This window comes from Mycolicibacterium iranicum, from assembly GCF_002101705.1.
Taxonomy (GTDB): Bacteria; Actinomycetota; Actinomycetes; order Mycobacteriales; family Mycobacteriaceae; genus Mycobacterium; species Mycobacterium iranicum.
This window is the reverse complement of record NZ_LQPC01000030.1, coordinates 298,330-310,767: the sequence shown is the minus strand read 5'-3', so window position 1 is coordinate 310,767 and position 12,438 is coordinate 298,330. Positions and strand designations below refer to the sequence as shown.

Below are 12,438 nucleotides of genomic sequence, written 5' to 3'. Positions count from 1 at the left end.
ACCGACGGGACCAGTGCCGTGCAGGTCATGGGCGTCGTCAACGTCACCGATGACTCGTTCTCCGACGGCGGCCTCTTCCTGGACCGCGACCGGGCCATTGCGCACGGTGTCGAGCTGGTGGCCCAAGGCGCGGCGATCGTCGACGTCGGCGGCGAGTCGACGCGTCCCGGTGCGACCCGCATCGATCCCGGCGTCGAGATATCCCGCATCCTTCCGGTGGTCAAGGAGTTGGCCCAGCAGGGGATTACGATCAGCATCGACACGATGCACGCGGCTGTGGCACGCGCGGCGCTGGAGAACGGCGCGCACATCGTCAACGACGTGTCCGGAGGCAGGGCGGACCCGGACATGGTGCGGGTGGTGGCCGACTCCGGCGCGCCGTGGATCCTGATGCACTGGCGTTCGGTCGGCAGCGTCCATCCCCACGAGGTGCCGCCGTACGCCGATGTGGTGGGCGAAGTTCGCGACGAGCTCATGGCCGGGGTGGACGCGGCGGTCGCCGCGGGCGTCGAGCCGGCGAAGCTGATCATCGATCCCGGTCTCGGATTCGCCAAGACGGCGCAACACAATTGGGCGCTGCTGCACGCTCTCCCCGAGTTCGTCGCCACGGGCATCCCTGTGCTCGTCGGCGCGTCCCGTAAACGATTCCTCGGTGCGCTGCTCGCCGGGCCCGACGGTGAACCCCGCCCGCCGTCCGGCCGGGAGACGGCCACCGCGGTGGTCTCGGCGCTGGCGGCCTGGAATCACGCCTGGGGTGTCCGGGTGCACGATGTGCGCGCGTCGGTCGACGCGCTGGCAGTGGTGGCGGCATGGCAGGCAGGATCCGATGGCTGATCGAATTGAGTTGCGAGGGTTGACGGTTCGTGGCAATCACGGCGTCTTCGACCATGAGCGCCGGGACGGCCAGGATTTCATAGTGGACATCACGGTGTGGATCGATCTGGCCGTGGCGGCCGCCAGTGACGATCTCGCCGACACCCTGGATTACGGCGTGCTGGCGCAGCGGGCCGCCGAGATCGTGGCCGGGCCGCCGCGTCAGCTGATCGAGGCCGTGGCCGGCGAGATCGCCGACGACGTGATGCGCGACGAGCGGGCTCATGCCGTCGAGGTCGTCGTGCACAAGCCGTCGGCCCCGATCCCTCTGCAGTTCAACGACGTTGCCGTGGTGGCGCGGCGGTCGCGGCGTGGCGGCCGGGGTGCCGTGTGACGCGGTCGGAGAACGCCAGATGACGAAAGTTGTGTTGTCCATCGGTTCCAACATGGGCGACCGGATGGCACATCTGCAGTCGGTGCTCGACGGACTCGGCGCCGGGGCCGTCGCGGTGTCGCCGGTCTACGAGACCGACGCCTGGGGCGTCGTCGAGCAGGACCCGTTTCTGAATGCCGTTGTGATCGCCGACGATCCGGTGCTCGACGGCTACGGATGGCTGCGCCGCGCCCATGAGTTCGAGGATGCGGCGGGGCGGGTCAGGGAGCGGCACTGGGGCCCGCGCACCCTGGACGTGGACCTCGTTTCGTGCATCGGCACCGACGGGGAGGTGCTGCTCGGCGACCCGGACCTCACGCTGCCCCACCCGTACGCGCACGTGCGCGCGTTCGTGTTGATTCCGTGGCTGGCCGTCGATCCCGATGCGACGGTGACGGTCGAAGGACGCGCCCGTCCGGTGGCCGCATGTCTGGACGCCGTCGATGCGGGGGAGAGGGCCGGGGTGCGCCGGACCGGCCTGCAGCTGCGCCTCACGGGTCGCGGCTGATGGGTCTCACCCGCAAGCGCGACCTGGCCGCGGCCGTCGCTGCCGCAGCAGTCGCCGGTTATCTTTTGATGTACGTCGTCTACCGCGTATTCCCGCCGATCACGGTGTGGACCGGGATCTCGCTGCTGGGTGTCGCGGTCGCGATAGCCGGTTGGGCTTTTTACGTGCGGACCAAGATTCGCGACGGTCAGATCGGAGTGAGGGCCGGGCGATTGCACCCACTGGCGGTGGCGCGGACGGTGGTGATCGCGAAGGCGTCGGCATGGATGGGCAGCGTCGTGCTGGGCTGGTGGCTGGCTGTGCTCGCCTACCTGCTGCCGCGCCGCAGCACGCTGCGAGTCGCAGCTGAGGACACCTCCGGTGCGGTGGTTGCCGCGCTGTGCGCTCTGGCGCTGGTCGTCGCGGCGATGTGGTTGCAGCATTGCTGCACCTCGCCCGACGATCCGTCGCAGAACGCCGACCCGGCCCCGGGCTGAGGCGAAATCGGCGCGATGAGGCCGAATCGCCGCAGAGGTCGACACGCTAGATGACCTGTGGCGGGTACAGTCGCCCCATGATCGATCCGACCCGCGGCGGCCGCCTCAGGCGCGGTGGCCGAAGGCCGGGTTGGATACTCATGACAGCGTTGCTGGTGCTCGCCATCGTTGCCAGTTCGGCCCTGGTATTCACCAACCGAGTCGAGTTGCTCAAACTTGCCGTGATCGTCGCGTTGTGGGCGGCCGTCATCGCGGCGTTCGTCTCGGTCATCTACCGCAGACAGAGTGACAGCGATCAGGCGAAGGTGCGCGACCTGAAGCTGGTATACGACCTGCAGCTGGAACGAGAGATCTCGGCACGCCGCGAATACGAGCTGTCGGTCGAGTCGCACCTGCGCCGGGAGTTGGCCTCGGAGATTCGCGCGCAGTCCGCAGACGAGGTGGCCGCGCTGCGGGCCGAACTCGCCGCCCTGCGCGCGAATCTGGAGTACCTGTTCGACGCGGACCTGTCGCACCGGCCGGCGATCGAGACCGAGCGCACGGCCGGCCGGGTCAGCAGCAGCCGCCTCGACACCGAGGACCGCGACAACAACGTCGAGGACCATGCGCCCGAGACGGACGAGAGTCCAATCATCGACGTCCCGGCAGAGCCGCATCCCCCGGAAAGCGAGTGGGCGACGCAGCCCGCCGACGCAGGCGGTGCGCATCGCCGGGCCGGTGAGCAGGCCGGGCGACGCCGCCGTCGGTCCGAAGAAACCGCGCAACCGCAGTGGCCACCCACTCCTGCGCAGGCATCACCGACCCCCACGCCGCCACAACAGCCGCCGCCAGAACAGCCTCAGCCACAGCAGCCCCAGCCGTCGGCTCCCCAGGCCGAACCGCAGTTCCCCTGGCTGCCACCACCTCCGCCGCCGACGACGCCTCCGCAACCACGTCGCCAGGAACCGGCACCCGCGGCATCGCAGTGGCAGCCGGCTCCCGCTGAGGGACAGTGGATTCCGGCCGGCGAGCCGGGCAGCAACTGGGTTGCCCCGGGCAACGGCGCCTTGGGCGAATATGTCGGCAGACGCCGCGCCCCCGAGCAGGGCCCGCCGACACCGCCGACACCGCCGACACCACCCGCCGCCGCCGAACCGCAGCCCGAACCGCCGCGCGGAAAGCATTACTCCGGACCAGAGCAGCAACCTCAGCAGGAACCCACGGAGCCCGAAACCGAGGGAGGCGCCCACACCGGCGGCCAATCCGTCGCCGAACTGCTGGCGCGGCTGCAGGCCACCCCGTCGGGCGGCGGTCGGCGGAGACGCCGAGGCGATTGAGCTAGGCTCTTGGCGACCGTCCGGTACCCGTGGAGCGGACCGGAACGAAGCCAGAGAAACAGCGAGGTCGACTGCGATGCTGCAGCCCTCCGCGGGAGGGAACATCCCCCACGACGGACTCCGCCCGGCCCGTCTGACGATCGGTGTGATCTCCGCGGGCCGCGTCGGCACCGCGCTCGGGGTGGCGCTGGAGCGCGCCGAACACGTCGTCGCCGGCTGCAGCGCGGTGTCGCACGCTTCACGTGCGCGGGCCCAGCGGTGGCTCCCCGACACCCCGATCCTGCCGATTGACCAGGTGGCGGGCCGGTCTGAACTGTTGTTGCTCGCCGTCCCCGACGCCGAACTCGCCACTGTCGTGGGAGGCCTGGCCGCGACGGGCGCGGTGCGGCCGAACACGATCGTGGTGCACACCTCGGGGGCCAACGGCATCGGCGTGCTGGCGCCGCTGGCCGAGAAAGGATGCATCACCCTGGCCATCCATCCGGCGATGACGTTCGCGGGCACCGACGAGGACGTCGACCGCCTGCGGGGCACCTGCTTCGGCATCACCGCAGGCGATGAGATCGGTTATGCCATCGCGCAGTCGCTGGTGCTGGAGATCGGGGGCGAACCGTTTCGGGTGCGCGAGGACGCTCGCACGCTGTATCACGCGGCGCTGGCACACTCCAGCAACCACTTGGTCACGGTGGTGCTCGATGCTGTCGACGCGCTGCGCGCGGCGCTGTGGGGGCAGGAGCTGCTCGGGCAGGAAACCGTCGGCGACGCCCCCGGCGGCATCGCCGAGCGGATCATCGGCCCGTTGGCGCGGGCCGCGCTGGAGAATGCGCTGCAGCGCGGCCAGCCGGCGCTCACCGGTCCCGTCGCACGCGGTGACGCCGCGGCGGTGTCCGGTCACCTGCAGGCGATGTACGAAGTGAATCCTGATCTGGCACAGGCATACCGGGCGAATTCGTGGCGGACGGCCCAACGTGCGCACGCCCCGGAGGCCGTGTTCGACGCGCTGACGGAAGCAGGACAGTGATGAGCAATCGCGATACACCGAAATTCATTGCGGGACAAATCAATGTCTATCAGCGGCCGCGTGCCGTCTCCGATGTCACCCGCGCCCTGCGCACGACGGGCAGACGCATTGTGCTGGTGCCGACCATGGGAGCTCTGCACGAAGGCCATCTGACGCTGGTCAGAGCAGCGAAGAAGACGCCGGGCGCGGTGGTGGTGGTCTCGATCTTCGTCAACCCGCTGCAGTTCGGTCCCGGCGAGGACCTCGACGCCTACCCGCGCACCCTCGACGAGGATCTCGCACTGCTGAGCGCCGAAGGGGTGGAGATCGCGTTCACCCCGACCGCGAACGACATGTACCCCGATGGCAGGCGCACCACCGTCCATCCCGGCCCCATCGGCTCTGAGCTCGAAGGCGCTTCGCGGCCAACGCATTTTGCCGGAATGCTGACTGTCGTCCTGAAGCTTTTCAACATCGTCAACCCTGACCGCGCCTACTTCGGAGAAAAGGACTACCAGCAGCTGGCCGTAATCCGTCAGATGGTGTCCGACCTGAACCTCGACATCCAGATTCAGGGTGTGCCGATCGTGCGCGAAGCAGACGGACTGGCGATGTCGTCGCGCAACCGCTATCTCGATCCGGTCCAGCGCGAGCAGGCGGGGGCGTTGTCGGCGGCGCTGCTCGCCGGGATGTATGCCGCGTCGACCGGGGCTGCGGGCGCCTTGGACGCGGCCCGGGCCGTCCTCGAGGAGGTTCCCGCGCTCGAACTCGATTACCTCGAGCTGCGCGACCCGCTGCTCGGTCCCGCCCCCGCCGAGGGTGCGGCCCGGATGCTGATCGCCGCCAGACTCGGACGGACCCGTCTCATCGACAACATCGCGATCGACATCGGAGCCAGCACGGGCATCGACGGCCACCCGCGGGCCCCGCTCGGCGACAGTCACGAATTGCCCTGGAGGAATTGACGTCGTGCTGCTCGCGATAGACGTCCGCAACACCCACACCGTCGTCGGTCTGATCTCTGGATCGGGCAACCACGCAAAAGTAGTGCACCACTGGAGGATTCGTACCGAGTCCGAGGTGACGGCCGACGAGCTCGCACTGACTATCGACGGGCTCATCGGCGACGACGCCGAGAGGCTGACCGGGGCCGCGGGCCTTTCGACGGTGCCGTCGGTGCTGCACGAAGTGCGGGTGATGCTGGAGCAGTACTGGCCGTCGGTACCGCACGTGCTCATCGAGCCAGGAGTGCGCACCGGGATACCGCTGCTCGTCGACAATCCGAAGGAGGTCGGGGCCGACCGCATCGTGAATTGCCTTGCCGCGTATCACAAATTCGCTACCGCAGCGATCGTCGTCGACTTCGGATCGTCGATCTGTGTGGACGTCGTCTCCGCCAAGGGCGAGTTCCTCGGAGGTGCGATCGCACCCGGCGTGCAGGTGTCCTCCGATGCCGCGGCGGCACGGTCGGCCGCGCTGCGTCGCGTCGAGCTGACCCGGCCCCGGTCGGTCGTCGGCAAGAACACCGTCGAGTGCATGCAGGCCGGTGCCGTGTTCGGCTTCGCCGGTCTGGTCGACGGTTTGGTGAACCGGATCCGCGACGATGTCGACGGTTTCGGCGGCAGCGATGTGAACGTCGTGGCCACCGGCCACGGTGCGCCGATGGTGCTCGACGATTTGCGCACCGTCGAGCACTACGACCAGCATCTGACCCTCGACGGGCTGCGGCTGGTGTTCGAGCGCAACCGCGACAACAAGAACGGCAAGCTCAAACAGCCGCGCTAGAAGCTAGAAATAGGTCCAGACCACGTCGACCACGCGGTCGCCGTCGTCCAGCACCGGAATCGCCCGCCATTTGTCGAAAGTGGTGCAGGGGTGCGAGATTCCGAATCGCACCCAATCGCCGACCTCCGCCGCAGCGTCGAGGTGAACGTAGGCGTGCTGGTCGTTGAGCTTGGTGACGACGCTGCGACCCAGACCCAGCGGAATCGGCAGTCCCTGGTCGAAGGACACGTCGCGGCGGCCCATCGTGACGATCGCCAGATCGGGTTCGGGTCGCGACACCACCTGCCCGTGCACCTCCAGCGCCGGCCGAAGTGCGTCACCGCCGCCCCGGGTCAGCGGAGACGTCTGCGCGTACAGGCCGTGGTCATGGGTGAGGTAGCAGCCGCTGCGCAGCACCGTGCGCGCAGTCAGACCGTCGGGCCAGCCGGTCAGAGCCTCGGTCACGTCATCGAAGTAGGTGCTGCCGCCGGCGCTGACGAAGACGGTGTCGGTCTCGAACAGGGGGGAAAGCCGGACGACGGTGGCGCGCACATCAGCGAGATGGTCGGCCACCGCGCCGACGAAGTTATCGTCGAGCGACTGACCCAGTGCCGCTTCGTATCCGGCCACGCCGACCAGTCGTAGTCGCGGTGACGCCACCGCCGCCCGCGCAACATCGTCGGCTTCGGGGGCCGAGCGGCACCCGGTCCGCCCGCCGGGCAACCCCACTTCGACGCACACGTCGACGGGGCGCTGCGCGCCGGCCAGCGCCGTCGTCATCAACTCCACCCCGCGCACCGAGTCCACCCAGCACACGAACCGCATTTCGGGGTCGCGATCCAGCTCGGCTGACAACCAGCGCAGCCCGGCAGTGTCGACGAGTTCGTTGGCCAGCACCAGGGCGCGGAACCCGAACTCCCGGAACACCATGGCCTGACTCACGGTCGCGACAGTGACCGCCGTTGCGCCCGCAGACAGCTGGCGGGCGGCCAGCTGCGGCGACATATGCGTCTTGCCGTGCGGTGCCAGTTCGACGCCCCGGGCCCGGCACCAGCCGGCCATGGTCTGCAGGTTGTGCGCGAGGGCCTCAGCCCGCAGGACGCAGAGCGGACCGGTGACCCCTGCGTCGAACAGGTTCGGCGCCTGCTCGGCGATCTCGGTCACACTGCGTCCCCGCCAGGACGGCGGAATCCCCTTGTGGCTCCAGTCCAGTGGCTCTTCGGCGAGCGCGGCGACCTTGCGTTCGTCGAAGCCGCCCTCGCTCGGAGCGATGCCGGACATGGTCACGTGTTCATTTAAGCTGGCTCGTCGTGACGCCCCCAGATTCTCCTGACGATTCTCTCGGCGATATCCCCGAGCAGTTCCGGATCCGTCAGGCCAAACGCGAGAAGCTGCTTGCCGAGGGACGTGACCCCTACCCGGTGAAGGTCGACCGCACCCACACCCTCGCGGAGTTGCGTGTCGCGTATCCCGACCTGGCCGCGGACACCAAGACCGGTCATCTTGTCGGCGTCGCGGGCCGGGTGATCTTCGCGCGCAACTCGGGGAAGCTGTGCTTTGCGACGCTTCAGGAGGGCGAGGGCGCGCAGCTTCAGGTGATGATCAGCCTCGATCAGGTGGGCCAGGAGTCACTGGATTCGTGGAAGGCCGATGTCGATCTTGGTGACATCGTGTTCGTGCACGGCGAGGTGATCAGTTCGCGCCGCGGGGAACTCTCGGTACTGGCCGATTCGTGGCAGATCGCGTCCAAGGCGCTTCGTCCGCTCCCGGTCGCCCACAAGGAGATGAGCGAGGAATCGCGGGTCCGCCAGCGGTATGTGGACCTCATCGTGCGGCCGGAAGCCCGTGCGATCGCGCGCCAGCGCGTGGCAGTAGTGCGGGCGGTGCGTTCGGCCCTGGAACGGCGCGGCTTTCTCGAGGTCGAGACGCCGATGTTGCAGACTCTGGCAGGCGGGGCCGCTGCGCGCCCGTTCGTGACGCACTCCAACGCCCTCGATGCCGACCTCTACCTGCGCATCGCTCCCGAGTTGTTCCTGAAGCGCTGTGTGGTCGGGGGATTCGACAAGGTCTTCGAACTGAATCGAAACTTCAGAAACGAAGGAGCGGACTCCACGCATTCTCCGGAATTCGCGATGCTGGAGACTTATCAGGCCTACGGCACCTATGACGATTCCGCCCTGGTGACCCGTGAACTTATTCAAGAGGTTGCCGACGAGGCGATCGGAACCCGCCAAGTTCCGCTGCCCGACGGCAGCGTGTACGACCTCGACGGGGAATGGCAGTCCATTTCCATGTATCCGTCATTGTCTGAGGCTCTCGGTGAAGAGATCACGCCGCAGACCCCCGCTGAACGACTTTGGCGTATCGCCGACGAGCTCGGGGTCGAGATTGCGCGCGATCGCGGGTATGGGCATGGAAAATTGATCGAAGAACTATGGGAATTCACGGTCGGTGACAAGTTGTACGCTCCGACGTTCGTGCGTGACTTCCCGGTGGAGACCACGCCCCTGACCCGTCCGCACCGAAGCATCGAGGGCGTCACGGAAAAATGGGATCTTTATGTCCGTAACTTCGAGTTGGCGACCGGCTACTCGGAGTTGATCGATCCCATCATTCAGCGGGAAAGGTTTGAGGCCCAGGCGCGCGCCGCTGCTGCAGGCGACGATGAGGCAATGGCCCTTGACGAGGATTTTCTCGCCGCACTGGAATACGGTATGCCGCCGACCACCGGGACTGGAATGGGAATCGATCGGTTGTTGATGGCGCTGACGGGGTTGTCGATTAGGGAGACGGTTTTGTTCCCGATTGTTCGCCGACACGGCAACTGAACTCTGCGAATCGAGCCTTGTTGAATGGTTCGGCCATTTATGGCAGATTGGTGCCCGAGATGTGGGGCATTCCGCGCATCTGGTATCTGGGAAGGGCAGTGGGGTAATGGCAAAAAAAGTTACCGTCACCTTGGTCGATGATTTCGACGGTGAAGGTGCCGCTGACGAGACTGTGGAATTTGGTCTCGACGGTGTGAGCTATGAGATCGACCTCTCTGCAAAGAACGCTGCAAAGCTTCGAAATGATTTGAAGCAATGGGTGGACGCTGGTCGCCGCGTCGGTGGCCGCAGGCGTGGACGTTCCGTTGGTACGGGTCGGGGTCGCGCGGCGATCGACCGCGAGCAGAGCGCGGCAATCCGGGAATGGGCTCGCAGAAACGGACACAATGTGTCAACTCGCGGCCGAATTCCTGCCGACGTAATTGACGCTTTCCACGAGGCCACCTAGGCCTCGGTAAAACGCCAGCATCCGGCGTTTTCCGAAATCTCATTCGCGTTCGCTAGAGGCGAACCTTTTTGCCGGTGACCCGGGAAACGATTTGCAGCCGCCTCTCGTTACTCCTGGCAGCGTGGGGTGGTTTCCATCTGCCGCTCGTGTTGTCACCCGATTGGGAGCGACAGGCGGGGCGCCCGATGCCGTCGCCCATTAGAGTGGACGGCGTAGGTGCACAGCACTGGATCACGGCTGGATCGCAACGGCAGCAGTGCAGGCACCTCCACTATGCGATGGAGAGCAGGTAACCACGGATGTTCGAAAGATTCACCGACCGTGCACGTCGGGTTGTCGTCCTGGCTCAAGAAGAGGCCCGGATGCTCAACCACAACTACATCGGCACCGAGCACATCCTGCTGGGACTCATTCACGAGGGTGAGGGCGTAGCCGCCAAGTCACTCGAATCGCTGGGCATTTCGCTTGAGGGCGTGCGCAGCCAGGTCGAGGAGATCATCGGGCAGGGCCAGCAGGCGCCGTCCGGGCACATCCCCTTCACCCCGCGGGCCAAGAAGGTGCTCGAACTGAGCCTCCGCGAGGCGCTGCAGCTCGGCCACAACTACATCGGCACCGAGCACATCCTGCTCGGGCTCATTCGCGAGGGTGAGGGCGTTGCCGCCCAGGTGCTCGTCAAGCTCGGCGCCGAACTGACCCGGGTGCGCCAGCAGGTCATTCAGCTGCTGAGCGGTTACCAGGGCAAGGAAACCGCCGAAGCCGGTACGGGAGGCCGCGGCGGTGAGGCGGGCAACCCCTCCACCTCGCTCGTGCTCGACCAGTTCGGCCGCAACCTGACTGCCGCCGCGATGGAAGGCAAGCTCGACCCGGTCATCGGCCGGGAGAAGGAAATCGAGCGGGTCATGCAGGTGCTCAGCCGCCGCACCAAGAACAACCCGGTGCTGATCGGCGAGCCCGGCGTCGGCAAGACCGCCGTCGTCGAGGGACTGGCCCAGGCAATCGTTCACGGCGAGGTTCCGGAGACGCTGAAGGACAAGCAGCTCTACACCCTCGACCTCGGCTCGTTGGTCGCGGGCAGCCGCTACCGCGGTGACTTCGAGGAACGCCTCAAGAAGGTGCTCAAGGAGATCAACACCCGCGGCGACATCATCCTGTTCATCGACGAGCTGCACACGCTGGTCGGTGCGGGCGCTGCCGAGGGCGCGATCGACGCCGCGAGCATCCTCAAGCCGAAGCTGGCGCGCGGTGAGCTGCAGACGATCGGTGCCACCACCCTCGACGAGTACCGCAAGTACATCGAGAAGGACGCCGCGCTGGAGCGCCGCTTCCAGCCGGTCCAGGTGGGCGAGCCGACCGTCGAGCACACCATCGAGATCCTCAAGGGTCTGCGGGACCGCTACGAGGCGCACCACCGCGTCTCGATCACCGACTCCGCGATGGTCGCGGCGGCCACCCTGGCCGACCGCTACATCAACGACCGGTTCCTGCCGGACAAGGCGATCGACCTGATCGACGAGGCGGGCGCACGCATGCGTATCCGCCGGATGACGGCTCCGCCGGACCTGCGCGAGTTCGACGAGAAGATCGCCGACGCGCGCCGGGAGAAGGAGTCCGCGATCGATGCGCAGGACTTCGAGAAGGCAGCAAGCCTGCGCGACAAGGAGAAGCAACTCGTCGCACAGCGGGCTGAGCGTGAAAAGCAGTGGCGCTCAGGCGATCTCGATGTCGTGGCCGAGGTCGACGACGAGCAGATCGCGGAGGTGCTCGGGAACTGGACCGGTATCCCGGTGTTCAAGCTCACCGAGGAGGAGACCACCCGTCTGCTGCGCATGGAAGACGAGCTGCACAAGCGGATCATCGGCCAGGAGGACGCCGTCAAGGCAGTCTCCAAGGCGATCCGCCGCACGCGCGCCGGCCTGAAGGATCCCAAGCGCCCGTCGGGCTCGTTCATCTTCGCCGGCCCGTCCGGCGTCGGTAAGACCGAGCTGTCCAAGGCGCTGGCGAACTTCCTGTTCGGCGACGACGACGCTCTCATCCAGATCGACATGGGCGAGTTCCACGACCGCTTCACCGCATCGCGGCTGTTCGGTGCCCCTCCGGGGTACGTCGGCTACGAAGAGGGCGGCCAGCTCACCGAGAAGGTGCGTCGCAAGCCGTTCTCGGTGGTTCTGTTCGACGAGATCGAGAAGGCCCACCAGGAGATCTACAACAGCCTCCTGCAGGTTCTCGAAGACGGGCGTCTGACCGACGGTCAGGGCCGGACGGTCGACTTCAAGAACACCGTGCTGATCTTCACCTCGAACCTCGGTACGAGCGATATCAGCAAGGCGGTCGGACTGGGCTTCACCCAGGGTGGCGGCGAGAACAACTACGAGCGGATGAAGCAGAAGGTTCACGACGAACTGAAGAAGCACTTCCGTCCGGAGTTTCTCAACCGCATCGACGACATCATCGTGTTCCACCAGCTGACACAGGACGAGATCATCAAGATGGTCGACCTGATGATCGGCCGGGTGTCCAAGCAGCTCGCTGCCAAGGACATGACGATGGAGCTGACGGACAGGGCGAAGGCGCTGCTGGCCAAGCGCGGTTTCGATCCTGTTCTGGGTGCCCGGCCGCTGCGCCGGACCATTCAGCGCGAGATCGAGGACCAGCTGTCGGAGAAGATCCTCTTCGACGAGGTCGGACCGGGCCAGCTCGTCACCGTCGACGTCGAGAACTGGGACGGCGAAGGCCAGGGCGAGGACGCGGTGTTCACCTTCACGGGTGGGCCGAAGCGCTCCGAGTCCGCCGCGGATGCCGAACCGGATCTGGCGCAGGCCGGTGCCGCAGGAGCGTCTGCAGCCGAATAACGC

General features: G+C 66.8%; 12 protein-coding genes. 11 read left to right on the top strand and 1 reads right to left on the bottom strand.

Annotation, left to right across the window (positions count from 1 at the left end):
• Positions 1 to 27: 27 nt before the first annotated feature.
• From folP to AWC12_RS15080, 8 genes are all read left to right on the top strand, one after another.
• Positions 28 to 834 carry a dihydropteroate synthase gene (gene folP, locus AWC12_RS15115; protein WP_024446902.1) on the top strand — a complete coding sequence of 269 codons (807 nt, stop codon included), beginning with the start codon at positions 28 to 30 and terminating at the stop codon, positions 832 to 834.
• Positions 827 to 1,207 (top strand): dihydroneopterin aldolase, encoded by a 381-nt coding sequence (gene folB, locus AWC12_RS15110; RefSeq protein WP_024446901.1) that lies wholly within the window; start codon positions 827 to 829, stop codon positions 1,205 to 1,207. Before folP ends, folB begins: the two co-directional genes overlap by 8 nt.
• Before the next feature lie 19 nt (positions 1,208 to 1,226).
• On the top strand, positions 1,227 to 1,754 hold the full coding sequence (gene folK, locus AWC12_RS15105; RefSeq protein WP_024446900.1) for a 2-amino-4-hydroxy-6-hydroxymethyldihydropteridine diphosphokinase: 528 nt from the start codon (positions 1,227 to 1,229) through the stop codon (positions 1,752 to 1,754).
• Positions 1,754 to 2,230 carry a DUF3180 domain-containing protein gene (locus AWC12_RS15100; RefSeq protein WP_085175267.1) on the top strand — a complete coding sequence of 159 codons (477 nt, stop codon included), beginning with the start codon at positions 1,754 to 1,756 and terminating at the stop codon, positions 2,228 to 2,230. Before folK ends, AWC12_RS15100 begins: the two co-directional genes overlap by 1 nt.
• Positions 2,231 to 2,307: 77 nt before the next feature.
• On the top strand, positions 2,308 to 3,546 hold the full coding sequence (locus tag AWC12_RS15095) for a DUF6779 domain-containing protein (RefSeq protein WP_024446898.1): 1,239 nt from the start codon (positions 2,308 to 2,310) through the stop codon (positions 3,544 to 3,546).
• Between the two features lie 76 nt (positions 3,547 to 3,622).
• On the top strand, positions 3,623 to 4,567 hold the full coding sequence (locus tag AWC12_RS15090) for a Rossmann-like and DUF2520 domain-containing protein (protein WP_024446897.1): 945 nt from the start codon (positions 3,623 to 3,625) through the stop codon (positions 4,565 to 4,567).
• A complete protein-coding gene (gene panC, locus AWC12_RS15085; protein ID WP_024446896.1) occupies positions 4,567 to 5,511 on the top strand; it encodes a pantoate--beta-alanine ligase in 945 nt (314 codons plus the stop codon). The genes AWC12_RS15090 and panC overlap by 1 nt, the downstream gene beginning before the upstream one ends.
• A 4-nt stretch (positions 5,512 to 5,515) precedes the next feature.
• A complete protein-coding gene (locus AWC12_RS15080) occupies positions 5,516 to 6,331 on the top strand; it encodes a type III pantothenate kinase (protein ID WP_085175265.1) in 816 nt (271 codons plus the stop codon).
• 3 nt (positions 6,332 to 6,334) lie between these two features.
• Here the strand turns inward: AWC12_RS15080 and AWC12_RS15075 are convergent, their stop codons facing one another.
• Positions 6,335 to 7,591: an alanine racemase gene (locus AWC12_RS15075; protein ID WP_051226714.1), complete on the bottom strand. Its 1,257-nt coding sequence runs from the start codon at positions 7,589 to 7,591 to the stop codon at positions 6,335 to 6,337.
• A 29-nt stretch (positions 7,592 to 7,620) separates the two neighbouring features.
• Here AWC12_RS15075 and lysS point away from each other — a divergent pair, with 29 nt between their 5' ends.
• From lysS to clpC1, 3 genes are all read left to right on the top strand, one after another.
• Positions 7,621 to 9,138, top strand: a complete 1,518-nt coding sequence (gene lysS / locus AWC12_RS15070; RefSeq protein WP_085175263.1) for a lysine--tRNA ligase — start codon at positions 7,621 to 7,623, stop codon at positions 9,136 to 9,138.
• A 106-nt stretch (positions 9,139 to 9,244) separates the two neighbouring features.
• Positions 9,245 to 9,586: a histone-like nucleoid-structuring protein Lsr2 gene (lsr2, locus tag AWC12_RS15065; protein ID WP_024446892.1), complete on the top strand. Its 342-nt coding sequence runs from the start codon at positions 9,245 to 9,247 to the stop codon at positions 9,584 to 9,586.
• A gap of 299 nt (positions 9,587 to 9,885) precedes the next feature.
• Positions 9,886 to 12,435: an ATP-dependent protease ATP-binding subunit ClpC gene (clpC1, locus tag AWC12_RS15060; RefSeq protein WP_085175262.1), complete on the top strand. Its 2,550-nt coding sequence runs from the start codon at positions 9,886 to 9,888 to the stop codon at positions 12,433 to 12,435.
• The last annotated feature ends 3 nt before the right edge of the window (positions 12,436 to 12,438 follow it).